At 49.3% G+C, this 24,835-nt stretch carries 23 protein-coding genes; 7 read left to right on the forward strand and 16 right to left on the reverse strand.

What is annotated here, in order from left to right; translation table 11 throughout:
- Positions 1–164 precede the first annotated feature (164 nt).
- The 4 genes from Q4579_RS14955 to Q4579_RS14970 all read right to left on the reverse strand — a co-directional run bounded on the left by Q4579_RS14955 (position 165) and on the right by Q4579_RS14970 (position 6,023).
- Positions 165–3,278 (reverse strand): efflux RND transporter permease subunit, encoded by a 3,114-nt coding sequence (locus Q4579_RS14955; RefSeq protein ID WP_303565401.1) that lies wholly within the window; start codon positions 3,276–3,278, stop codon positions 165–167.
- Entirely contained in the window at positions 3,278–4,666 is a 1,389-nt protein-coding gene (locus Q4579_RS14960; RefSeq protein WP_303565327.1) for an efflux RND transporter periplasmic adaptor subunit, read from the reverse strand. The genes Q4579_RS14955 and Q4579_RS14960 overlap by 1 nt, the downstream gene beginning before the upstream one ends.
- 10 nt (positions 4,667–4,676) lie before the next feature.
- On the reverse strand, positions 4,677–5,318 hold the full coding sequence (locus Q4579_RS14965) for a TetR/AcrR family transcriptional regulator (protein ID WP_303565328.1): 642 nt from the start codon (positions 5,316–5,318) through the stop codon (positions 4,677–4,679).
- 102 nt (positions 5,319–5,420) lie between these two features.
- The gene (locus tag Q4579_RS14970) at positions 5,421–6,023 is read right to left on the reverse strand and encodes a GNAT family N-acetyltransferase (protein ID WP_303565329.1); all 603 of its coding nucleotides are present in this window, start codon (positions 6,021–6,023) and stop codon (positions 5,421–5,423) included.
- Between the two features lie 204 nt (positions 6,024–6,227).
- Here Q4579_RS14970 and Q4579_RS14975 point away from each other — a divergent pair, with 204 nt between their 5' ends.
- Together Q4579_RS14975 and Q4579_RS14980 are read left to right on the forward strand one after the other, a co-directional pair.
- Positions 6,228–6,839 carry a beta/gamma crystallin domain-containing protein gene (locus Q4579_RS14975; RefSeq protein WP_303565330.1) on the forward strand — a complete coding sequence of 204 codons (612 nt, stop codon included), beginning with the start codon at positions 6,228–6,230 and terminating at the stop codon, positions 6,837–6,839.
- A 221-nt stretch (positions 6,840–7,060) separates the two neighbouring features.
- Positions 7,061–7,888 carry a hypothetical protein gene (locus tag Q4579_RS14980; protein WP_303565331.1) on the forward strand — a complete coding sequence of 276 codons (828 nt, stop codon included), beginning with the start codon at positions 7,061–7,063 and terminating at the stop codon, positions 7,886–7,888.
- An 82-nt stretch (positions 7,889–7,970) separates the two neighbouring features.
- Here Q4579_RS14980 and Q4579_RS14985 read toward each other — a convergent pair whose 3' ends face one another.
- From Q4579_RS14985 to Q4579_RS14995, 3 genes are read right to left on the reverse strand one after another with little or no spacing between them, the layout of a single operon-like run.
- Entirely contained in the window at positions 7,971–8,372 is a 402-nt protein-coding gene (locus tag Q4579_RS14985) for an ACT domain-containing protein (RefSeq protein ID WP_303565332.1), read from the reverse strand.
- A gap of 12 nt (positions 8,373–8,384) precedes the next feature.
- Complete coding sequence (locus tag Q4579_RS14990) at positions 8,385–8,540, reverse strand: hypothetical protein (RefSeq protein WP_303565333.1); 156 nt, start codon at positions 8,538–8,540, stop codon at positions 8,385–8,387.
- A 40-nt stretch (positions 8,541–8,580) separates the two neighbouring features.
- A complete protein-coding gene (locus Q4579_RS14995; protein ID WP_368501994.1) occupies positions 8,581–8,775 on the reverse strand; it encodes a hypothetical protein in 195 nt (64 codons plus the stop codon).
- Between the two features lie 768 nt (positions 8,776–9,543).
- On the opposite strand from Q4579_RS14995, the gene Q4579_RS15000 reads away from it, so the two are divergent.
- Together Q4579_RS15000 and Q4579_RS15005 are read left to right on the forward strand one after the other, a co-directional pair.
- Positions 9,544–9,684: a hypothetical protein gene (locus Q4579_RS15000; RefSeq protein ID WP_303565336.1), complete on the forward strand. Its 141-nt coding sequence runs from the start codon at positions 9,544–9,546 to the stop codon at positions 9,682–9,684.
- Between the two features lie 399 nt (positions 9,685–10,083).
- Positions 10,084–11,469: a sodium:alanine symporter family protein gene (locus tag Q4579_RS15005; protein WP_303565337.1), complete on the forward strand. Its 1,386-nt coding sequence runs from the start codon at positions 10,084–10,086 to the stop codon at positions 11,467–11,469.
- Between the two features lie 81 nt (positions 11,470–11,550).
- Here the strand turns inward: Q4579_RS15005 and Q4579_RS15010 are convergent, their stop codons facing one another.
- From Q4579_RS15010 to Q4579_RS15030, 5 genes are all read right to left on the reverse strand, one after another.
- A complete protein-coding gene (locus Q4579_RS15010) occupies positions 11,551–12,300 on the reverse strand; it encodes an NAD(P)H-dependent oxidoreductase (protein ID WP_303565338.1) in 750 nt (249 codons plus the stop codon).
- Between the two features lie 203 nt (positions 12,301–12,503).
- Positions 12,504–13,394, reverse strand: a complete 891-nt coding sequence (locus Q4579_RS15015) for an EamA family transporter (RefSeq protein WP_303565339.1) — start codon at positions 13,392–13,394, stop codon at positions 12,504–12,506.
- A 24-nt stretch (positions 13,395–13,418) separates the two neighbouring features.
- On the reverse strand, positions 13,419–13,991 hold the full coding sequence (locus Q4579_RS15020; RefSeq protein ID WP_303565340.1) for an O-methyltransferase: 573 nt from the start codon (positions 13,989–13,991) through the stop codon (positions 13,419–13,421).
- A gap of 261 nt (positions 13,992–14,252) precedes the next feature.
- The gene (locus tag Q4579_RS15025) at positions 14,253–14,648 is read right to left on the reverse strand and encodes a hypothetical protein (protein WP_303565341.1); all 396 of its coding nucleotides are present in this window, start codon (positions 14,646–14,648) and stop codon (positions 14,253–14,255) included.
- A gap of 155 nt (positions 14,649–14,803) precedes the next feature.
- A complete protein-coding gene (locus Q4579_RS15030; RefSeq protein ID WP_303565342.1) occupies positions 14,804–15,034 on the reverse strand; it encodes a hypothetical protein in 231 nt (76 codons plus the stop codon).
- 139 nt (positions 15,035–15,173) lie between these two features.
- On the opposite strand from Q4579_RS15030, the gene Q4579_RS15035 reads away from it, so the two are divergent.
- A complete protein-coding gene (locus Q4579_RS15035; RefSeq protein WP_303565343.1) occupies positions 15,174–15,698 on the forward strand; it encodes a TetR/AcrR family transcriptional regulator in 525 nt (174 codons plus the stop codon).
- Positions 15,699–15,719: 21 nt separating this feature from the next.
- Here the strand turns inward: Q4579_RS15035 and Q4579_RS15040 are convergent, their stop codons facing one another.
- Positions 15,720–18,098: an ATP-dependent helicase gene (locus tag Q4579_RS15040; RefSeq protein WP_368501995.1), complete on the reverse strand. Its 2,379-nt coding sequence runs from the start codon at positions 18,096–18,098 to the stop codon at positions 15,720–15,722.
- 212 nt (positions 18,099–18,310) lie between these two features.
- Here Q4579_RS15040 and Q4579_RS15045 point away from each other — a divergent pair, with 212 nt between their 5' ends.
- On the forward strand, positions 18,311–19,414 hold the full coding sequence (locus tag Q4579_RS15045) for a phosphoribosylaminoimidazolesuccinocarboxamide synthase (protein WP_303565344.1): 1,104 nt from the start codon (positions 18,311–18,313) through the stop codon (positions 19,412–19,414).
- 210 nt (positions 19,415–19,624) lie between these two features.
- On the forward strand, positions 19,625–21,493 hold the full coding sequence (locus Q4579_RS15050; RefSeq protein WP_303565345.1) for a methyl-accepting chemotaxis protein: 1,869 nt from the start codon (positions 19,625–19,627) through the stop codon (positions 21,491–21,493).
- Between the two features lie 242 nt (positions 21,494–21,735).
- On the opposite strand, the gene Q4579_RS15055 is transcribed toward Q4579_RS15050, so the two are convergent.
- The 3 genes from Q4579_RS15055 to Q4579_RS15065 form a co-directional block, all read right to left on the reverse strand.
- Positions 21,736–22,245 (reverse strand): GNAT family N-acetyltransferase, encoded by a 510-nt coding sequence (locus tag Q4579_RS15055; RefSeq protein WP_303565346.1) that lies wholly within the window; start codon positions 22,243–22,245, stop codon positions 21,736–21,738.
- Positions 22,246–22,305: 60 nt separating this feature from the next.
- Entirely contained in the window at positions 22,306–22,950 is a 645-nt protein-coding gene (locus tag Q4579_RS15060) for a DJ-1/PfpI family protein (protein ID WP_303565347.1), read from the reverse strand.
- A 326-nt stretch (positions 22,951–23,276) separates the two neighbouring features.
- Positions 23,277–24,821: a sodium:alanine symporter family protein gene (locus tag Q4579_RS15065; protein WP_303565349.1), complete on the reverse strand. Its 1,545-nt coding sequence runs from the start codon at positions 24,819–24,821 to the stop codon at positions 23,277–23,279.
- Positions 24,822–24,835 lie beyond the last annotated feature (14 nt).

Genomic DNA, 24,835 nt, shown 5'->3' on the forward strand with positions numbered 1-24,835 from the left:
TCTGTGAAGCGGATCAATGTCGTCAAAATTTTGAACATCACGGGGCGTCTGGCATTCAAAATGTGCGGTAACTGAGTCCATCAAAGTGAAGACGATGGCTGATTTCAGCGTTCTGAAGCACAGATCCGAATCCCATGGCGACACATTCCCTTGGGCTTCAGATCTCAGCTTTCCGTCACAGGTGCCCGGCTTTTATGCGCCTTCAGAGCACGATAATCAGCCAGAATGCCGTAAATGCAAGGCACCACGAACAACACTAAAAGGCTTGCGGCCAGTAAACCGAACGTAATGCTGATCACTAACGGGATCATGACCTGCGCCTGCAGGCTGGTTTCGAATAACAAAGGCAGCATGCCAGCAATGGTGGTCACGGTGGTCAGTAACATGGCCCGAAGACGTGCTTCACTGGCTTTTCGGGCTGCATCCTGCAAGGCCATCCCTTCCAGAACATTGGCTTTCACATAAGTCACCAGCAAAATAGCATTATTCACCACAATGCCCGCCAATGAGACAAATCCCACCATGCTGGGCATGGTCAGCGGATATCCCATCAACATATGGCCCGCAATCACACCGATCAGTGACAACGGAATCGCCAGCATCACAATCAGGGGTTCTGCATAAGTCCGGAACTGAATACTCAGCAGCACAAAAATACCGATCAATCCGATCAGAAACCCATTGCGGACCGAGATCTGGGTGATGCGGCTGTTTTTTATCTCGCCTTCCACCTGAAGGCTGATGCCTGGAAAGCGGGTTTGCAATTCAGGCAGAAAACGCGCAAGTGTATCCGTCACCACCGCTTGGGCATTGGCTTTCTGGCTGTGAACTGCGCCAAATACAGTGACGGTCTGCTGACTGTCGATGCGATGAATCCGCGAGTAATCCCGCTCAACATAAATATCAGCCACACTCAGCAAGGGAATACGGTCCCCGGTCCGTGGATGAAGTAAAGGAAAGTATTCCAGAGATTCAAGATTCAGCTGACTCTCGGCGGCAAGCTGTACTGTGATTTCCAGATCATCAATTCCCCGGTAAATCTCATCGACGGTCACACCATGAAATGCCTGACGGAGCTGCGCTGCGACCTGAGCAGACGTGAGGCCCGACGCCAGAGCTTCCGGTTTGAGCGTAAACCTGAGCTCGGGCTTACCCGGCCGTAAATCATCGAACACGTTATCAACGCCCGCATACCCTTTCAGCCATTGCTGGAGTCCGTAAGACGCCTCTGACAACTGCGCAAGATCCCTGCCCTGCAAGCGTAATTCAATGGCTCTGCCTGCAGGACCGAGAGACGGCTCGGTGAAAATCACCTGAGCAACCTGAGGCAGCGCCGGTAACGCGTCTGACCAGGCCTGAGTCAGGGTATCCATTTCTGTCACCCGCTGCTCAGCCGTGAGCAAGTCGACACTGATCGTTGCCAGATGCGCGCCGGTCTCAAAGGCATCCGCATTGTGGCTGTAGGTGACGGTGACCGCTTTCACCAGCGATTCAGATGCTTGCGGCGCCAGTGAATCCGTGGCTTGGTTCAGCGCACTCAGCACGTGATCAACCACCTGCGCTGTGACATGGAAGGGAGTTCCGGACGGAAGGATCAGCCTTGCCTCCAGCACATCCCCATCCATGTCAGGCAGGGCCTGAAACTTCAGATGACCGCTCACCAGCATCCCAACCGAAAGCATCAGTAATGCGAGACTGCCCCCAAGGACGGCATAGCGGTAATGCATGGCATGCTCAACCGCCTGCCCCGTGCGCTGCTGCAATTGCAGAAATGCCTGATTGATTCGGGTTCTGAATCGGTTGTCCGGCGATGGCTTGTCATGCATCAGGGTATGATGCAAATGGCTGGGTAATATTAAAAACGCCTCAATCAAACTGACCGAGATCACCACGAGTAATACCGCAGGAATCACCCGAAGGACCTGTCCAATCTCTCCTTCAATGAATAATAAGGCCCCAAAAATCAACACCGTGGTTGCAAAAGAAGACAGCACTCCGCTGGCCGCACGAGCGACCCCGTCTGTCACTGCTGCCAGCGGCTTTTTTCCCAGTCTGGACTGCTCGGCAATGCTTTCTGAAATAACAATGGCATCGTCCATTAAAATGCCTAATGCCAGTAACAGCGCGACAATACTCATCATATTCAGCGTGATGCCAAGCGATGACAGGACAAAGAAACTCGCCAGAAAACTCACGGGTAATCCGGCAACCACCCAAAAGGTAAAACGCAGGCGAAAAAACAGCAGCAGACTCAGAAACACCAGAATCAATCCCTGCCAGGCGTTTTCTATGAGCATGTTTAAACGATCCACCACGATCGAGGTATTGTTCTGAATCAGGGTAAGCTGAACACTCTCGGGGAGATGGTCATGCTCAGCGGACACAAAGGACTCAACTGCGGCAAGGACAGACAAGCTGTCATCCGTGATATTTTTCCGGACATTCAGCAAGGCCGCTGGCTGTCCGTTTAATCGGGCCTGATTTTCCGGCTCACTGAATCGCTCTTCAATCGTCGCCAGATCGCTCAATTGGATCTGGCTGCCTGTGTGCCCGCTGAAAATAGTCAGATTGGCAAGTTCAGCCGCAGTGACGCGTTGATCATCCAGGCTCAGATCATACGTTCTGGACACTGTCTCTATGGATCCCAGAGGCAGGTTCAAATTCTGGGAAGCTATCCGCTGACTGATCTCTTCCAGTGTTAAACCGTAAAAACGGAGTTGCTCCGGGCTGACTGACACCCGAAGTTGTCGCGTTGAAAAGCCTTCAATCCGGACGATCGGTATCTCAGGTTGCCGCAACATTTTGGTTTTCAACTGCTCTGCCAGTGTTTTTAATTCCGTCTGGGACAGACCGGACGCCGTCACTGCAATCGTCACCACGGGGCTGGTTCTGCCCATCTCTTCAACGACTGGGGTTTCCGCTTCATCCGGAAAGCTGTCAATACTGTCAACGGCTGAGCGGATATCTTCCTGAAATACCGAAAAATCCCGGCCCTCCTCCATGGTCAGTGTCATCTGCGCGAGGTTATTCCTGGCCTCACACAAAACTTCAAGCAGATTGGGGATCGCTTCCGTCGCATCTTCCAGGGGGCGACAAATCCCGTTTTCAACATCTCTCGGACTTGCTCCGGGATAAGGCACCAGCACACGCACCGTGTCTGACGCAAGCCTGGGGAAGGTCTCCCGTTGTAAAGATGGCAGTGTCAATAACCCTGCCAGAATCAGCAGGATCATCAGTAAATGAGCCGCCGTCGGGTGGCTGGCAAAATATCGGATCATCACTGGCCCACTCCTGCCGACTGCGCCAGCATGGTCGGTGTGGTTTCCAGGCGAGCCGGCGTCAGTGATAACGGCAATCCATCCAGTGCGGGCTGTACATCACTGGTGATCACTCGGGTGCCGTCCGGAATATGACCCGGTGTAAACAACGCCCAATCCTGCATCGTCAGGCTGGCCGTCGCAGACACACGGCTCAAACGCCCCTGCTTGTCGGCAGTCAGAAGCGCGCCAGCATGCAGCGCATGACGCGGCAGAACCACCGCCTCAACCGGGGAACCCACCAGCGTCGCAATGACTGGCATCCCTGCCAGCAAAGGCGGCTTTTTGCCCGGCGACAAAAAACGGTATGGCTGATCGACCGTCAGGGTAATACTCAGTGTGTGCGATTGCGGATCCAGCGACTCCCCCAGATTCACAATCTGCCCGCGCCAGACCGATTCTGAAAAGCCCGGCACCTGAATCCGGGATTCAAGCCCCAGTTGACTCAGCAAGGGGCCGAATTGTCCCGCATCCGTCAGATCAATCGCAGTGCCGTGATCGTCAAACAACAGCTTCAAAAAGGGTTTGAGTTTCGCGATGGGGAACTGCGCTTTCACTTCCATCTGATCGATACCGCTGGCTTCAAATAAACGTTGTCCCGCAGGCACATACTGGAAGCGATCCGTATGAACGGCGGTCAGCCGACCGGTAAAAGGCATCACAATCCGGGTCCGGTCTAAATCGCGCTGGGCCTGTGTCACTTTCGTTTCTGCCAGTGCATGTTTTGCTTCCAGTACATGGCGTCTTGCTGGTAGCGTCGCGATTTCATTTTCCAGTATCGCTTGCTGCTGGCGGAGCTGAATCAGTTTTTGCCGTTCACTGTCGACCTGAGAATCGGATTGTGCGCCCCGCTCGCTCAGCGTCCTTTTCCGCTTCAGTTCACGCTGAGCCAATGCGATGTTCTCCTGAATCAGCGCGTCACGCTGTGACAGGTTCTCCGCAGTGGTATCGATTTCCCGTAAATTCGCTGCTGCTATCGCCCGTTCCGCTTTCGCCTGAGTGAGTGCCAGTTGATAATCCGCAGGATCCAGTTCAACCAGCACCTCCCCCTGATTCACCAGACTGCCTTGTTTCAAATGAGGCGAGACCCGAACCACCTTTGCAGACACCTCAGCCAGTGCCACCACTTTTTGGGTCGGTTCAATGAAACCATGCCCCACCAGCTCGGGACGAATCGACCTTGGCGCCGTTTCGATAAAAGTTACAGCCATGGGCGTCATTTCAGTTGACTGGTGATTGACTGGCGGACGTGTTTTGAACAGCACAACCAACATCAGCAATCCCACCACAGCGAGCATGGGTAACGCGAGTTTGGATTTTAAAATGACTTTCAGGCGATTGCATTTCATGTGGAGCCCCTTACCTGGGCGGACTGCCCAAACCTTGTGTGAGTAATAACGTCAGATGCTGTTTCCAGGCACTGGAGCGAAGCACCTGGCGATCAACGCCCAGTACATCCTGAATCAATGGCTCGGCAATCATTGGAAAAGCCATCAGACTGATCAGCGATGCGGTGGCAAATTTCGGATTGATGTCTTCACGGAGAATGCCTTTCTGCTGCAAAGTCGTGAACAGATTCAGCAAGGATTCCCCCATCCGGGCAGGAAAGGTTTTTACGAAATGCGCTCTCAGTTTGGCCTCGCGGGTCAGCACTTCATCTTTGATCAAATGAACCAGCCATGGTTCTTCAGACATCATGTCTGCGATCCGGTCAACCAGTACCGGTAAAACGGATTCTGGCTGCGTTTCAAGTAAAGACACGACTTCCTGTATCCGCTGCTGGCGCTGACGCCCGCTCCGGTCCAGAAGCGCGATAAACAGCCCTTCTTTGTTTCCAAAGTAGTAACTGATCATGGCGGATTGTGTGCCGGCTTCCGCTGCCAGCTCACGAATAGTGATGGATTGATAAGATTTTTGATCCAGTAATCTTTCGGCAGCATCAAGGAGTGCCGACATCATCTGTGCCTGTTTTTCGGGATCTTGCGGTCTGCCTCGGGACATGAGCTCTCGTTTAGTTAATCAAGTGATTAACTAAATCATAGATGCATTCGGTGAATGATTCAATCCTGTCATTCAGAACGCAGATCAAAACTTAAGAAAATGTCAGTCGCCGCGCAGGTGATAGATCATGGTGGTTGAACCGGAGAAGCCGATCAGACGTTTCAGGAAAGGAAAGGATTCACTTTTGATCGCAACGAACCCTTTTTCCGTGTAGAGCTTTCTGGCTCTGGGATTAGAATCGATCACATCCAGCCGGACCTGCAGGTACTGATCTTCATCTGCAAAAGCAAGGATTGAAGACAACAATGCAGAGCCAATCCCCGCCCCGCGACATGCGGGGTCTACAGCAATGCCATCCATGATCATTTCCCCAGAAACAGGCTGACGTTCAAATAAACTCAAAATGGCTGCGGCGCGTATTCCCTGCCAGAAACCCAGCACACGAAAAAGGGATTTCAGGGTGATCCCGCCAGTCAGCGAACCTTCCGGCGTTTGAAAACCCGCAATACCGACAATTTTATTTTTCTGGGTCGCTACAAATGAATATTCAGGATTGAACGACTCAGCCAATAAATGAATCCGCTGTGCCTGACTCGGAATCGCAACCTGAAACTTATGACCAAATGCCAGCTCATATAAAGTCGCCACTTCCAACGCTCGGGACCGGTGCCACCCCTGTTCAATAGCAATATGTCGCTCGTCCATCAAATTCTCCTTTCAAATCCGGGGGGATCGGGAAATATCGCCCGCTCTGGGTACCTTTGTTTGAAATACTCGCGCACGATTATATTGGGTTCTTTTATTTTTAAATCAATGGTATGCATTTACGGTTTGCACAATAGATTCTGACGTCTAGGGTTTATTTGGCTGTGAAAAAGCCGAAAATCAATACCATCAATAGGTGAAAAAATGAAAAAAACAACGGATGTGGCATTTTATCGCGAAAAAAATTTTGGGGGTTCTCCTGAATATTACGGGTTAGGGGATGATGTGACCTTTCACTACGGAGACAACTTCAATGATAAGTACCTCTCTCTGAAAGTGATTAACCCGGTTAAAATTAATTGCTATCAGAATTCCGACGGCTCAGGGATTTTCAAAACCTATACACAAGGCGACTACGCTGATCTGGCAGAAATCGATGGCCTGTCTAAATTTCAAATTCTTGAAGTTGATACCTATTTCTCGATCAGTATGCGTCTGATCGATCAAACCGGCGGAGAGCCACATCAGTTCTTGATGACTTTCAACGCGCACAACATCGGACAGGCAGAATTTTGGTCCGGCAATGATGACTATACGGCTTTACCGGTCACAGATAACAGTGATCTGGTCACGTGTGCCATTTATATCCGCGACATGTCCAGCGGTGAATATATCAGCAATGGTTCCATGTATTTTCAGTACAACCCGCAGCATGGCATGATTGAAATTGTAACAAACAGCGAGACTTTTCCGTCTAATCTGAAAGTGCAGCGTATTGACAATACCAAGTTCGATTTCACTTTATTGAGCCGCTAATCACGCAATCCATTGTACACCCCGCCCCGGCGCATGTGACTTTTCTGTCGGGGCAGATCGTGAATCTTTCAAAACACAAGCTTCCGTTTAGTTCGCGAATCCCATATCGCAGTTGGATCTGATCACATGCCTGAAAAGCGCTTGTATCTCTTCCCTTAAATTTACCGTTCGATCTGTCGCATAAACCATTGATAGAATTATTGAATACATCCGCATCGACAATGGACCCTTTCATTTTAGTATTACTGTCACTCATCCCACTCGGGATCATGGTTTACATTTGGATCAAAACGACGTTCTATCTCAGAACGCAGCATATTTTGAAGTATCCTTTTCCACAGCCTCTCAAAGCAAAAGTAAAATCGGCTTATCCGCATCTTTCAAATAATGAGGTTGAATTCGTCTTTGAAGCGCTACGGGAATATTTTCTGATGTGTCGTCAAACATCGCTGATTTCTATCGCGATGCCATCCAAAGTGGTCGATACAGCCTGGCATGAAATGATTTTATCGACCAGAACCTATCATGAGTTCTGTAAAAAATCCTTTGGTCGCTATCTGCACCATCAGCCCGGTTGGGAAAGTCCTTCAAAAAATGTACAAAAATTTCAAAACCAGAAAAGCTGGGGAATCATCTGCCAATTTGGCCAAATCAATCCGGCATATCCTGCAACAATACCATTGCTATTTCAGATCGATGAACAACTGAACATCCAAGATGGATTCTTTTACCAATACCGGCCGGAAAAAAACGCAATTTATGTGAAAGACTGCAGCCGCTCTCAGCATGCGCCCTGGAAGCTCTATTGTCGACTCCCCGTTCTTGAAAATCATTCTGATGGCGGTGATGGTGGTGATGACAATGGCAGTAAATCTAACAGCGATGATCGTGATGAAATCCGTCATACAGGGAGCCACGGTGGAAATGCAAGCGGCAGCGATACCAGCAGTAGTGGCTCCAGCAGCGATTACGGCAGCTCAAGTTGCAGCGGTGGTTCAAGCTGTAGTAGTTCAAGCTGTAGTGGTGGCGGGAGCAGCTGTAGTTCTTGATCAGATCAATGCACCAAATGGGAATCAGGCAGATTTCAACGCCAGATCTCCATTTGTCATACGGGGTATACGCTCCGGCGGCTTATGCTGACTGGGCCAGTTGCTGAAGCACGCTCATCGCCTGCGCAGCTTTTCCTGCAGGCACAAAGATATGATCGTGATAATACGCGGCAATGACGTTCGCACTGATGCCCTGTTCAGCCAGTGCCGCAGAAAACGCCGCCGTTAGCCCCACCGCTTCCAGACTTGAGTGTACCGTTAACGTGATACACCGGAAGATCCCTTCGAAACTGAGTCCTGCATGTTCAGCGACCTGACGGGACACGACCAGAGTTAACCCTTCTTTTTCAATAAAGGTCGCCAATGGCGCCAAATGCACATAATCGTTCAGATCACCCGACACCGCACAGAAGACATAATCTTCCTGCTGCATCTCTGGTGACAGCGTGCGAATCATTTGTTGTAAATTGGTCAACCCTGACATGTTGTACTCCCGTTAATCCTTGAAACATTTGTGCATCACATAAGTATCGACTTCACCTAAAACGCGATGCCGATATGCCGCAGGTATCGTGCCAACAATGCTGTAACCGAGCTTTTGCCACAATGCCACTGCCGCTTCATTGGTTGAGACCACAGAATGAAACTGCATCGCTCGGAATCCCATTCCCCGCACAACCTGCTGAGAATAATCACATAATTTCCGGGCAACGGACGACATCAGGATGTTTTGCCGTCGCCTGCTCGTGATAAATATCTGCCAGATAACCGGCCAGCTCACTTTCAGCGAGTTCTGCCGGAATCACCACATCATAGATTCGAACGCGCAATGAAGTTTGAGATTCAGAAAACAGCAACCACTCGCCAGATATTCGCTGGACGGACATCAACTTTCCATAAACAAGAAAACGAATCCGCATATTCAACTCATGCAACAACCAATCGTGAGTGAAAGTATGCCTGAGCCATCCTCAAGGGTCATCTGTCAGTGTCACAAATCATTGTTCGCATATGCTATGCAAGGACAAATCAGTACAAGTCGCCCAGAACGATAAACCGGAAAAGTTTCACGACCTGATTCGATACAGGTCCATCGCAGACGTATGGGAGGGAGAGAAAGAAGAGAAACAAACGCATGGAAAAAAATCGGGGCTTTTCAGCCCCGCACTCAAGGAACCATAGTTCAGTTTCTTATTATTATTCGGTTGTCATCCAGCGAAATGCTGAGAGACCAATAGGTTAAGACTATGCAATCGATTCAATTCACGCGAGAAAATGACCAAAAAAAGCATCAAAATCTCGTCAAGATCACGAAAGATTCAAGAATTTTCTGAGATTTTACAAGAAGTCAGCACGAAGGAGTGACGATAAGAGGTTCAAACCTGACAACGAAAATCCAAGTGTTTTCCTGAACTGTAATCATATTTGACCAGAGTAACATTGAAATATGACAGTTCAATTCTTTCATTTATTGCACTGAATCACAGCATGGTTGACGTTGATCAATTTCGAAAACATCTATGCAATCACGCACAACATGCCATCCCTTTCTCAACCATTCATGAGCAAAGAAGAATACATTCTCTTATAACCTTTGGCAATTATTCTCTTTGATAATATAACTGTCATTGTGCATTCACCGCTGTGAGAGAGAGATGCTTTCCATCTTCACCTTTTTATTCTCCGTCAAAAAACTATCACGAGCGACCCACCTCTCACCGGATGCTGCTTACCTTCAAACCACACCATCTTTGTATGCAGATGCGCTGGAAGCAATCTACCGGGCGCTGCATTGATCTGAAAGCGAAACATCAGATCTTGAGAAGCATTTCCCAGCGATGATGCATCCGATTGCATCGGACATGCAATTTATTTCGACATCCGTGATCATCGGACGGTCTCAATAACCTTTCTGGAGACCGGACCCAATACCATCGTCATGAAACATCTGTCAGACAGACTGACTGACTCATGACAAAATCATTAGACATCGAACCATCGTCCTTCACCCGAACTGTATGAAATTCCAACAAAATCCATTTTAAACACTGTTTCAGATCACATTTTTATTGATATGCATCGCGATTGATAGCAATTTCACCTAGGGTTTACTCGGTTTAAACAAAGAACCCGATCGAGCGATTTCATTTGCACTCTAAGCAAAAAATCATTTCAAACTGCACAGGATGTCACTCATGATTGAAACATGGATCAACGCTTTTGTTGGATTTGTTTGGGGAAAACCCATGCTTATCCTCCTGGTCGGCGGCGGCCTCTTCTTCACGCTGTACGGCAAATTCACGCCATTTAGATACATCAGACACAGCTTTCAACTGCTCACCGGAAAATTTGACGATGGCACAGGCAGCGGAGATTTATCGCATCGCAAAGCATTAGCGGCCGCTTTGTCCGGCACTCTGGGATTAGGCAACATCGCTGGGGTCGCATTAGCACTCAGCGCTGGCGGACCCGGCGCTGTATTCTGGATGTGGCTTACCGCACTGCTGGGAGTTTCCACCAAATTTTACACCTGCACCCTCGGCGTGATGTATCGCCACCGAGATGCGCAAGGTCGTGTTCATGGCGGTCCGATGTACACGGTCCAGAATGGCCTTGGCGCTCCTTATCAATGGCTGGCCATCCTGTTTGCGATTGCAGGCTTAATGGGATTTGTCCCTTCGTTTCAGATCAACCAGCTCTCTGCCGTGATTCAGACTCAGTTATTTCCGGAAGTCAGCTGGCTCGACAGTCAGGCTTTCTCCTGGGCGCTGGGGCTGATTCTGGCGGTCTTTGTGGGTTGCGTGATCTGGGGCGGATTGAAGCGCGTGGCCGATGTGGCAAGCACGCTGGTCCCCTTGATGGCTGGCAGTTACTTCGTGATGGCAGTGCTGGCATTACTGCTCAACGCAGAAAAAATTCCAGCCGTTTTTTCATCGATCTTTGAAAGTGCATTCGCCCCGCAAGCGGTATTCGGCGGTGTCCTCAGTGTCATCATCATTGGCGTCAGCCGGGGTGCATTTTCGAATGAAGCCGGCATTGGCACCGAGGTGATGGCCCATAGTGCCGCCAAAACGGATGAACCGGTTCGGGAAGGGCTGGTTGCCAGTCTGGGCCCGATCATTGATACCCTCATCGTTTGCAGTTGCACCGCCCTGGTGATTCTGGTGACTGGCGTATTGGACCAAAGTGAAGGCATGCAGGGCGTCAGCCTGACGATGGCCGCATTCCAGTCTGCATTTGGGACGACGGGAACCTGGTTACTGGCAGCGCAAGTTCTGATTCTGTCCTTCACAACGGTCTTCACCTTCTGGTATTACGGCTACAAATGTTTCGTGTATCTGTTCGGCGAACAGGCGGGTGAATACTACAAATACCTCTATCTCGGGTTAGTGGTCTTAGGTGCAGTCGCCTCTGTTGATATCGTCTTTCTTTTCCTGATTGGTGCTTACGGACTCATGGCTGTACCCACCATGGTCTCTGGCATTTTGCTTGCACCCAAAGTAAATCAGGAAGTGAAACGCTATTTCGGAGAAGAGAAGCATCGGCTTAATATCGCCAGAACCTCTCAGCAAACGGATTAAAAAAATTGCCCCGATCTCCTGAAAGGGGCAATTTTTTGTAATCATTTCAACAGCAATGAATCAAAGTATCCCATTCATTCGTTATTTTTGTTTTTCATCAGGATCATGAATCTCAATCCCCTGCTCATCCCAGCAATCCCACCCCGGAAATGCCAGTGGCTCAATCGTTTCCAATTGGCAGACATGCTGTGCCCAATCCGCTAAGTTCGCTTGTAAATCATGCTCAAATTGTTCTGTCGATTTATACGTGAAGCCTTTGTTCTGGATCTCAGTCGACAAATAAGGCGGTAACACTGTAAAGCCCATATAGTGCAGAGAAAAATTGATCGACCGAAGTAATGATTCTATTTCACCACCGCCACGCCCCTGTTCTGTGAAGGTAGCCCGTGGTGCGCCAGAAGTCACAGAGCAAATCGCTCGTTTCCCTCTAAAATAACCGTTGTCATATCGCATTTTGCTGGTATACAAGCCACCCCCCACAAATACGCGATCAAACCAGCCTTTCAGCATCGCTGGCTGCTGATGCCACCAAAGCGGAAATTGTAAAATCAGCATGTCACATCTTTCCAGACGCTCAATTTCACGTTGAACATCAGCAGGCAATGTCTGAGTCCGATACGCATGTCGCTGCTCGGATAAAATATCGAACCGGCCCTGCTCAGTCCGGTTGGAGTAATGTGCAGCTTTCTCAACAGGGTCAAAGTTTTCCATATATAAATCAGAAACTTCTACCTGGTGGCCTGCATTTTCTAATGCGCGAATTGCTGTCGTCGTCAAAGATGCATTAAAGGATCTGGGTTCAGGATGACAATGGACGATCAAAATCTTCAAAACTTCTCCTTGTGTAATACCAATCAAAGTAGGTCAATGATCAGAAGTAGCGCCGAAAAATGTTTGAGAACAAGGCGGATTTTTTAGATCAGTAGTGATTCTACAATCAAAAAATTCTAACGCAGTTATCGAACATTTTAGCAAGCTAGGATGACCAGTTATTTACTGCGATTGGTATAAGTTCCTCTCAAAAAACATTCTCTTTAAATCAGTTCTTCTACCGTTTTAACATTCATTTTCAGCCATCGACCTCCCATGACACAAATCGATAAGCCCATAAAAATCAATCCAGCGCCGAACATTTCCGGCTCAGTCATCCCCTCTCCCAGCATCAAAGACGCAGTGATCATACCAACGACGGGAATCAACAGTGCAAAAGGTGTCACCGTGGCAGCCGGGTAGGTTTTCAGCAAATACCCCCAGAGTGCGAACGCAAGTAATGTCGACAGATAACTGACATACCCAAGTGCGAGCCAGATATCCAGTTTGGCAGTGCTCATCAATATCCAAGGCTCCGACGATTCCGTCAGGTAAGACATCAGCAACAGTGGGATGGGCGGGATCACGCTGACCCAGACCATAAAGTGCAACAGATTCACACCTTGCATCCGCTTCATAATGGTATTGGCGATCCCCCAGCAGAATGCCGCTGCCAGAATCATGCTCAGGCCGATCAAGGTGATATTGCCATCACTTTCAAGGAAGAAAAGACCGAAACCGACGATAGCGACCAACATACCCAGTGTCTGATAGCGGCTGATGACTTCTTTATAAATTAGAACACTCAGCCCAATTGTGAAGAAAACCTGAGCTTGTAAGATCAACGAAGACAACCCGGCAGAGGCATCCGCTTTCATGGCCATAAAGAGTAAACCAAATTTCAGCACACCCAGAAAAAGGCCAACACCCAGCACATTCCATACCGAGGTTTTCGGGAAAGGAACGAACAGCACAGCCGGAAATGCCACAACGGCAAAACGTAAGGCAGAGAACAGTAAAGGCGGTAATGCCTCAAGGCCGACTTTGATTGCTGAAAAATTGATACCCCAGATAAAGACGACAATCAGGGCCAGGCCGATATCTCTCGATTTCATGCGACAACTCCTTTTCCCAGATGTTCAGGCTTGATGAACCACAAACTCCCCTTTCCCCACCGGGATTAAACAAGTGGTCAGCCCTTCTTTTTGGTTCAAGACCGACATGAAGTCGACCAGCTCGGCGTGATGGGAAATCGCGTTGTCGCAGATCAATACGCCGCCAGAAGATAAACGAGAGAGCATGGGTTCGATATAACTCAGGTAGGCCGACCTGTCCGCATCGAGAAAAATGAGATCATAGCTTTCTTCAGTTTGATTCAGATATTCACCCGCATCGCCCTGTATCTGAGTGATCCGGTCTGCAAGTCCGGCACGTGAGAAATTCGCGGCGGCCATTTCCGCTTTTTCAGACCGCTTTTCAATGGTCACAACCCGACCCGTTGCCGGAAGCGCATTCGCCAGCCAGAGGGTGGAATAACCATTGGATGTACCGATTTCCAGAACCCGCTGTGCACGCACCGACTTCACCATCACCGCCAGAAACTCACCGGTATCGCGCGTAATATTCAGCAGTTTTTTTGCTCTGTCTGTTTCCGAAGCATCGTTTCGGCTGCCGTGAGCTTCAAGTTCCAGTAATAAATCTGATAAAGCCATGTTTCCCTCCAAAATTTGAAACGGTCCATCAAAGACAGTGCATTCAAATATGCACAGCCGACCATATCAAGAGAACAGTTCTTCAGCAATCTCTGTCTGGAAACAAAAAAAGGCTGCACAAGGCAGCCAAGCATCACAACTAATTGGGGGGTCATCCCCCCATTCTTATACCGTTCAACATCTATCTGCTCACTGGCAGAGAAATGTATCAATAGAAGATAACGACCAACAGCCATACAACATTAAATGCTCAGTGAAAAATCAAGGCTGTTCGCGACATGGCGCAATTTGCTTTTCCTGATAGCCACACATCACCGGATAAGCATTCGCATGACTGAGTTCGGGCTCAACCATCAGGACATGATCTTTATAGTGACGCCAGGTGTATTCCGCCATACGCACACAATAGTCAGGATTGGAATCTGCCGTGCACTGCTTTCGCGCACGGATCAATGCAGACATTTCCACCTGGCACACGCCGACTTGCGCCACATCATGATAGAGCTGCTCACAGAGTGCGAGCTGTGTTTGTGCCGACTGGGCGGGTTGCACCTGCAGCACTAAATGACGGCTGATATCCCGCCAATGAACTTTTGGCGAGGCACACGCCATCAGCATTGCAGCCAACTGAACCATCAACAGCCATCGTATCCACATCTGCGCTCCCTCTCCCATTTCAACCTCTGAGACGACATGGGTATCAGGCGACCATTCAGCTGGGGTTCATAAACAGACGTTTGTTCAAAAAAGAAAGCATCAAAAAGCCATGCAATCGCATGGCTTTCTGGAGTACTGATGGCGTTCAGGATCCGTTACCCTCTGGCAACAACCGGATGTTCAGGTGTGTGATATGCCTTCTTTAATTCAGCCAGGGCCGTTTTCGGGCCAAGAATCAAAGAGAGGAAAGCAACGCCTCCCAGCATTAAAACACTGCCAACAATCGGCCCGACCATAAAACTGTAAAAACCAAGAAATGGCAGATACACCGTATAACGCAGTATGACCAGCAACAGGGTCTTCATGGGTTGTAACTGATTCATCATGTTTGTCTCCGTCAACTAAAATTGAGCACGCTCATTTATGGTAATTTGAGCGCACTCATTTTTCAACCATCTGACTAAACCTTTTGATTGGTATACGTTATGATATCGGCTCTGTTTGACGATCCCCGGCAACAAGACGATGAAAAAAAGAGAGCAAACCCGCTTAAAAATACTGGAGGCAGCCTGGCTGCTATTTCGGGAAAACGGATATCAGGACACGACAACACGCCATATTGCTGAACAAGCTGGCGTTGCGGCGGGAACGGTGTTCAGTCACTTTCCGACGAAACTTGATTTACTGAAAGCCGGACTGACCACGCAAATTGATGAAGTGATTGACCATGCTGAATCGGAACAGCCCGCCGGATGCCCGCGCCTCAAGCTGCTGCATTTCGCAAAGCACCTTTATACGTTTTACTGTGAGGAATCAGACTTCAGCCGGGAATTATTCCGGGAACTGATCTGGCAGCAGAAAGAATTTGAGCAGCAACTGGACGGATTTCGTCACAAACTCTTTTCGCAAACTTCTCAATATGATGCCTGCAAAGCTGCCGTGATGATGGACTGTTATTTTATGACACTGGTTTCAGGATTGAATGCAGCGCAACCCGACGCTGCACGAATGCTGAAACAACTGGAACGTAAACTAGAAACCTTTGCCTGAAAGGCACTGCCTGCAGACAACTCAGCGCAAAACTTGCCGACGTGCGTGGGCGACTGCAATCAGCCTTTTGGATAGAACAGATATTTTCGAAGGTTCGGCCTGCTCTAAATCCCGCAGCAAACGCGTGATTTCCCCATCCAGATACCGGGCATTTTTGGTTCTGACCAGCGAGCGAATGACTTTTTCTGCATTCTCCGGCAAGGGTTGTGACATTGCCCACTGATAACTGTAGTTTTCTGGTGCAGCCGGAGAGGAAGAAACACGCGACCGGGACTGTCCCGGAACAGGTTTTGCCGGGACGTCTCCAGTCCGGCCGATTCTGTCGACGTACCGCTCAGCCATCGGCGTGTCCAACGCAGGGAGCATTCCGGTTTCGTATAGCTTTGGCCCCAGAATCCCTGCCTGCTCTAATGCAGCTTCACGCACGAACACACTGGCAGCCCGCTTTCCTTTCTTTTCAGCATCAGTGTAATAAACCGCTGCGAAATCTTTCGCCCGGGTTAATGCTACATAGGCCAGACGACGCTCTTCCTCATGATCGGTTTTCATGTCCGAGGCCGCCGGATTACGATAAGGAAACGCATCACTGTCCCAGAAAGGTAAATAAACCCGACTGTATTCGCAGCCTTTTGCCCGGAAAATGGTTGTCACCTGCAGCCGCGCCCCCTGATCTCGTGTGGAGTTTTGCTTATCCTGCGGACGCTGCGATTGTGCTGTGTAAAACTCAAAATATTGCAATGCGTTCTCGCAGCGCTGATCCATCGATTCTAAGACGGTAGACACCGCATCCAGCCGGTCGATCGCTTCTTCGATCTCGCTGGCTGTCGCTTCCGTTTTCCAGATCCAGGCATCCAAACCACTTTCACGCCGATACTGCTCAAATACATCCACCGCTTTTTGCCCACCTTTCCGGGTGATGCGATGTAAGAGTTCCAGCCGTTCAATCAACGTATCCAGCTTCAGGTTCGGATACGCCTGACCATATCGCTCGGCAAAGCGAACCCAGTCGGCGCTGCCATATTTTGCCAACTGATCACAGAGGGGTTTCAGCGACTTATTCGGAACAAAGCAATGCGGAAACGACAGCAGTTGAAACAGCAACGCAGATTTTTCCTGATCACTTCCCTGATTCAACCGACCGGTTGCTAATTCCATGACTTCCATCAGCAACCGGACTTCTCTGCTGTTTGCCAGCACAGAAGGAACCGGCATTTCATATGGGATCTGCTTACTCAGAAAAGCCAGCTCAAACATAAGCGTCTGCGACCAGCGTCGCACCAGAATTGCGATGTCTGAGGGCTGTCCTCCCTGCTCCAGATACTTTTGGATACTGGCGACAATTTCCCCCACCTGGCGTGGGGAGCCCGTCAGATTCACCTGAGTATCTGTCACGGATTCCGCCGGGATTGTGAGAAAGTCTGAAAACCGGGCCTGATTATGGGCAATCAGATGACTCGCCGCGAGTGCCAGGCTGTGGCCAAACCGGAACGTCTGCGACAGGGTATAAACCGTTGCAGGTGCAAAATCACGCTCAAAGTTCAGCATGAACTGTGGCGCACTGCCCCGCCAGGTATAAATACACTGGTCGACATCCCCGACGGCTACCAGTTGCGATTCCTCGCCCAACAATTGCTTGAGTAAGCGATACTGTGCGTTGTTAATGTCCTGAAATTCATCTACAACCAACAGACGGCAGGACCGCTGATACCGCACTCTCAGCGTTTCATTTTGCGCCAGCAAACCAACAACCGTCACCAGCCAGTCATCAAAAAACAAAAGTTTCTGAGCTTTTCTAAGTTGCTCAAACGCCTGATACGCATCCACGATAAAACGGTATTCGCCGCTGATGCCTGCCATCGAAAAGACTTCACCGGGCGGCAGCATGTGCGCCTTAACCAAGCCGACGAAACTCAGCAATAACTCCAGCGTTTTGGGATCTTTATACACTTGCTGTTTCGTGTAAGCCGATTCTTTCCCTGCCATCTGGCGTAATACCTGCTTGGCCAGACTCTTGTCATTTTCGCCGGGATGAAAATCGACCCGGTAGCCCGTTTCGGCCAGAAAACCAGACTGCTTGAGAACACTCAGGCAGAAGCTGTGAAACGTATGTACAGGCACAGGTTGCGCGATCCCTGCCCGTTCCAGTTTCTGGCGGAAGTCACGGCGGATGTCACTGTTGAACATCAGCACCAGCATTTCGTTCGGAGCGCGCCGTTGCAGCTGAGACGCCACCAGCCCAACTAATGTGGTGGTTTTACCTGTCCCGGCACCAGCGATACACAACGCATTTCCGCCATCATGCTGAATAAATCGCTGCTGCTCGGAAGTAAAATGGGTCATGTTCAGGGAATCGCCTTTGCTCGGAATCAGAAACAGGCCGGGATTTTGCCATATTTTCATCTCAGGCACGAACGGGATGAACCGCTTTGCGATTTCCCCTGAAATTTCAGGTGCTGCTGTAAATTTCATCGGATCGAAAACCAACAAGGCAAACGTTTGCTTTTTTGCTGAAAGGCAAAAATACTTCTGCTATGATCAGCCACGCCTTCAGGGCATTGTTTGCCCCGGCCTGAAATTTTCAATGTATTGACTCTTGAAATAGGAACTTCGCCATGAGCCTTGCTGATCAAGTTCTCGCTGTAAATGATGATCTCCCAATCCGTACCGACCAGCCGGTTCACAGCGGAAAAGTCCGTTCTGTTTACTGGCTGACTGAAGCTGACAGCCGCCGCTTGATTCAGGAAAAAGGCTACAATGTCAGCCCGGACGCACCGCTTGCAATCATGGTCATCAGTGACCGAATTTCTGCTTTTGATTGCATCTGGCATGGCGAAGGCGGTCTGAAAGGTGTCCCTGGCAAGGGCGCTGCACTCAACGCAATCTCAAACCACTGGTTCCGGTTATTCCGGGAACAGGGTCTGGCAGACAGCCACATTCTGGATATCCCCCACCCGTTTGTCTGGATCGTCCAGAAAGCCCGTCCGATCAAAGTCGAGGCGATTTGTCGTCAATACATCACAGGTTCCATGTGGCGTGCTTACGCCAACGGTGATCGTGAATTTTGTGGCATCGCTGTGCCGGATGGTCTGCAAAAAGATCAAAAGCTGCCTGAGTTACTGATCACCCCGTCTACCAAAGGTATTCTGCATGGAATTCCGGGTGTACCTGCCGTTGATGATGTCAATGTCACCCGCAACGACCTGCTTCAGAACTTTGATGCGTTCAACTTCAGCCAACCAGAAGATATTGCGCATTACGAAATGCTGCTGAAACAAGGATTCAACGTGATCAGTGATGCGCTGGCACAACTGGATCAAATTTTTGTCGATACCAAGTTTGAATTCGGCTATGTCACGGATGCCGAAGGTCGTGAAAAAATGATCTATATGGACGAAGTCGGCACCCCGGATTCTTCCCGTATCTGGGATGGCCCTGCCTACCGCGAAGGCAACATCGTAGAAAACTCCAAAGAAGGCTTTCGTCAGCTGCTGCTGAATCACTTCCCTGATCCAGACATCCTGCTGAATAAAGACCGGATGGATGAACGTGAAGCGCTCGCGCGGGATAATGCACTGCCGGAAGAAGTCCTGATGCAGGTTTCTCAGGTCTATACCGGGATTGCTGAAAAGATCACCGGACAAAAAATATCCTTGGGCGGCAATCCGAAAGAAGAAATTATTCACGTATTGCGGAACGATTATCACCTGATCGACTAATACGCTTTCAGTTGAGTATTCCAGGGCAGCATTCGCTGCCCTTTCTTATCTTTACAACATACTCAACTAGCAACAAATGGATTATTCCTCACAAAACTATCTCTCAAAAGCATTCACGCATCACAATTACACTCTTTTGCTATTAAGGCTTTTTTGCTGTGCACCGACAATAAAGGAACAAAAAATACAAAGCCGTAGTTGAGGGATCACATGAAGTTCAGCCATAAAATCGTTGCCACTTCGTCGGCAATTTTATTTGCCGCCTTAGTCTTACTCTCTGTCATCCAGTACTTGCATACCAGAGATGATGTTCACAAACTCGTCAACAACAGTATCAATGAGGTCGTTTCCGGGGTCAGTCAGACCTTAGTGACCGAAATCTCCAGCCGTACCAAACTCGCCAATATGACAGCGGACATGGTCGAACTAGATATGTCACCCGACAATATTCGCGCCGTCATCAGTCAACCCGTTTTGGCATCAACTTTTGAGCTGACTGGCGTGGGATTTGAACGAGATGGTTCTTATCTGATCAGTGACCCGAGCTGGAAGCCTGCTGCAGGATGGGATCCGCGGAAGCGTCCCTGGTACATTCAGGCGAAAGAGGCGGATCAGATGATCATTACGTCAGCCTACCGTGACTCTGTGACCCATGAAATTCTGGTTTCTTTTGCTGCGCCGCTGAAACAACAGGGCCGCTTCGTCGGAGCGATTTTCTTTGATGTCAGCATGAGCAAAATAGCCAGTTTGATCAATCAGGCCTCCCTGTTCAATGCCGGTTTCCTGTTCCTGCTGTCAGATGAAAAGACTATTATTGCCCATCCGGATAAAGCGATGAATGGTAAAACGCTGTCGGAAGTTTATCCGGGGATGAAGCTGACAGACACGCCAGTGGATACCGTGCTGAACAATGAACCCGTGAATATCAGTTTCCATCAGGTTGAAGGACAAAACCTTCAGATTGGTGCCGTCCTGAAGAATGATGTTGCTTTTGCAGCCGTGGATCAGATCAAGCAGAACGCAATGATTTATTCCACTCTCTTCATTCTGGTGGGCTGTATTGCGGTGTTCCTGATGGTGAAGCGTCTCATGCGACCGTTGGATCTGGTGAATCAGGCCATGAAAAGTATTGCTTCAGGTCAGGCCGATCTGACGCAGCGTTTGGATACCCGTGCAGAACCTGAATTTGCGGCGCTGGCGAAGAGCTTTAATCAGTTCACTGAACGGATGCAGCAACAGATCATTCGTTCACAGGATCTCAGCCGGGACATCATGCAGGGTACAGAGTTGACGGCTGACGGGGCAAACCGCTCTGCGGAAGCGATGAGCAGTCAGTTACAACAGCTGGAGCAACTGGCGACTGCAATGAATGAAATGGCTTCAACCTCAGCCAATGTGGCCGACAATGCACAAAGTGCTGCCACCGCAGCCACCGCAGCAGAAGCAGCCGCGCAGGAAGGCAGTGACGTCGTCTCGCGCACCTCCGTGTCGATTCATGATTTGTCCGATCAGATTGATCAGGCCGTCGATGTCGTCCGTGAACTGGAATCGGCAACGGGCAATATTGAACGGATTCTTCAGGTCATCAATGATATTGCGGATCAGACCAACCTGCTGGCTTTGAACGCAGCCATTGAAGCCGCAAGGGCTGGAGATTCTGGCCGGGGTTTCGCGGTGGTTGCCGATGAAGTCCGGACCTTAGCACAGCGCACACAGCAGTCCACCACAGAAATCCGCCAGATGATTGAACAGCTTCAGGCCGGGGCAACCACCGCCACCAGCACGATGGCCTTAAGCAAAAATACCGCTGGGAATACAGTCGCGATGGCGCAGGAAGCGGATGAAGCGCTGTCCCGGATTCGTGAAGCCATCCAGCAAATTAATGATATGAACATACAGATCGCCTCTGCTGCCGAAGAACAAAGCCTGGTTGCCGAAGATATTAACGGCAACACCATCAGCATTAAGGATTTGTCCGTTCAGGTAGCAGAAACGGCCAGCGATACCAGTATTGCAATGGAAACTCAGATTCAGAACGTTCGTGAGCAGAACGATTTGATGAGACAATTCACGGTGTAATACCAATCAAAGTAAGTTAATGATCAGAAATAGCGCAGGAAAAATGTTTGAGAACAAGGCAGATTTTTCAGATAAGTAGTTATTCTACAATCAAAAAATCTAACGCAGTGATCGAACATTTGAACAAGCTAGGATGATTAGTGATTTACTGCGATTGGTATAATGCCTCGAATGCTTCATGTGAACAAAACGCCAGTCATACTGGCGTTTTTTATTCGAATGGATTGATGCCGAACTGGGCTTCAGAATGCGCCCCGTTGGTAGATATGGTCAGCATACAGGTGGCCACCGATTTCATAGGCAAGCGGGATTTTTTCTTTCAGCGTAAATCCGCACTTTTCCAGAACACGCTCAGAAGCGACATTCCCTTCGGTCACCACAGCTCTCATCTGATGTAACCCTTGTGTTTCTGCCCACTCAACCACAGCTTGCAGTGATTCAGTGCCATAGCCTTTACCATAAAATTCAGGCATCAGCAGGTAACCAACTTCCGCAATGCCATGATCGACAAAAAAGCCAGTAATACCGACGGGTTTACCCGATCCTTTTTCAGTAATCGTCAGCGTTAACCATGTCCCACTCTCTGGTGCCCAAGGCTGAAGACGCCCCTGAAATTTGTCTTTTAAGTCATCTTCATCGGGCGCATCGAAACATTTTTCAATCACCAAGGATGTTGTGTGCAGCGCATGAAAGAGTGACCAATCCTGCTCCCGGATTGGTGCCATGATTAATTGTTGTGTTTCTAGTTTCATCCGTAAATCACATCCTTTTTATCCAATGAATCAGCAATATAATAAACAAGATATGAAACACTACACTTGTTTCCGGGCAATGAATATAAAACCAGTCACTGATTCATTTGAAGCCTCTGCGATAGATTGGCTGATCAGCGCTTCAAAGACTTCCTTCTGGCCTGCAGGGATTAATTGACGATGAATCTCCCGGCGCTTCTCCACACCATAGAATCGTTCAGCCAGCCAACCGGTCAGGTACATCTGAGACAAGCATCCACCAGCCGTTGCGATATTGCCATTCACCACGAAAGGTTTATCCAGCACCTGTATTCCTTCAGCTTCCAACGCTGTTTTGGCATCCGGATGCGTTGTGGCTGGCTGACCGTCCAATAAACCCAGACGCGCAAGAAAAAATGCACCGGCGCAAATGGAGCCAATCAATTGCTGGTCAGGATTAAGACGCAGTGAATCCATAAACTCAGGATCTTTTAATGCTGCAGGCACACCCCGGTACCCACTACTGAACAGCACAGCGTCTGATTGTGACATCTCGGATAAATGCCCATCTGTTTTCACCGCCATGCCCAGAGATGAGCGATGAGAAGATTTTGTTCCCAGTACTTTCACAGTCCAGTCGGACTGACTTCTGCCCAGAATATCTCTCAGTAGAAAAAAATCGATATCCGTAAAATCATCAAAAATCACAATGGCGATTTGATACATTGGCATCCTCACAGCTTCAATAGCGGATGTTAGATCTACAGATTTCCCAGCGTTTCATCCCCGCGAAATCACTCAGTATTCATTGTTTGATCAGTTCAGCTTGTCACAGCCGCATGTCGTGAACTGATGCAGACTTTCACCCACCAGATGTAACAATATATGAATAAAGCAATGTAGCACAATAGCAACAGAGTGCATACTATCTAGCCCTGTACCCTTGATGATCAGTCCGTTCGCGTACACCGTCGCGGTGGCGTATTCGAAAGAAATGAAAAAGGCCAGCAAACGCTGGCCTTTGAACTGAATGTACCTGTCTGTATTTTTCTTTAGAGCGAAGACTTCGCTGTGCCAGACGTTGACTCACCGCCAAGATCCGGTGCGGTCTGACCTTTACGTTTCAGACGCTCTTCCCAGTAGTCTGCGCCTTTGATACCCAGTTTCACTGGATCGAAGACATACTCTTTCACACCGGCTTTCTTCTGGGCTTCATAGTCTTTCAGTGCTTTCAGCGCTGGTTTCGCCATGAAGAAGATGATCAGAATGCCCACGATGTTCAGCCACGCCATCAGGCCAACACCCACATCACCCAGCGCCCAGGCCAGATCCGCGGTTTTCACTGCACCGTAGAACACAGATGCCAGCAAGAACAACTTCAGGACAAACATCAGGCCAGGAACATGAACGGTCCGGTGAATGTACGCAACATTGGTTTCAGCAATGTAGTAATACGCCAGAATTGTGGTGAATGAGAAGAAGAACAACGCAATTGCAACGAATGGTTTACCCAGACCAGGCATCGCTGTTTCAATGGCCATTTGCGTAAATACAGGGCTGTTCGCAGCAATGTCCGCAGGCAGGTTTTGAATCAGGAATGCGCCCTCTGCGCCGTGAACGTTAAATGCACCTGTGATGATAATCATAAATGCAGTTGCGCTACAAACCAGCAGGGTATCGATGTAAATCGAGAACGCCTGAACGAAACCTTGTTGTGCAGGGTGATCAACCTGTGCCGCTGCAGCAGCATGAGGACCCGTCCCCTGACCCGCTTCGTTGGAGTAAACACCACGTTTTACCCCCCAACCGATGGCAGCACCCACACCCGCCATCGGCGAGAAGGCGTCACCGACGATAGTCGCAAACACGGTTGGCACCATATCAATGTTCAGCAGGATAACCACGAAGGCAATCACGATGTAACCCAGCGCCATAAATGGCACGACAATCTGGGTAAAATGCGCGATACGCTTCACACCACCAAAAATGATGAATGCCAGAACCACACAAACAATTGCACCCGTGATGACCTTCGCAGAACTGAATGTACCTAAAGTTGTTTCGATCATGTCACCGGAGCCGAATGCTGCAGCCACTGCATTACCGATACTGTTCGACTGAACACCCGGCAGGAGCAGACCACAGGCAATGATGGTTGCAATGGCAAACACCCATGCATACCACTTCTGACCCATTGCTTTCTCGATAAAGTAAGCCGGACCGCCACGGAACTGCCCTTCATCTTCTTCTTTATAAATCTGAGCCAGTGTTGACTCGTAGTAAGCTGTTGAAGCGCCTAAAAACGCAACAACCCACATCCAGAACACCGCACCCGGACCACCAAAACCGATGGCGGCTGCAACACCTGCAATGTTACCCGTGCCCACACGACCAGACAGAGATACTGCCAACGCCTGGAAAGATGAAATCCCTTTTTCTGAGCTCTGTCCTGCGAACAGCAAACGGATCATCTCGCCAAAGTGACGAACCTGCATAAAACGTGTGGTAATGGAATAAAACAAGCCGGCGCCCAGGCAAAGATATATCAATGCCGGACTCCAGATGATTCCGTTCATAAAATCGACCAATGACTGCATGTGAGTCTCCCTCT

This window comes from Photobacterium sp. 1_MG-2023 (assembly GCF_030547945.1).
Lineage (GTDB): Bacteria > Pseudomonadota > Gammaproteobacteria > Enterobacterales > Vibrionaceae > Photobacterium.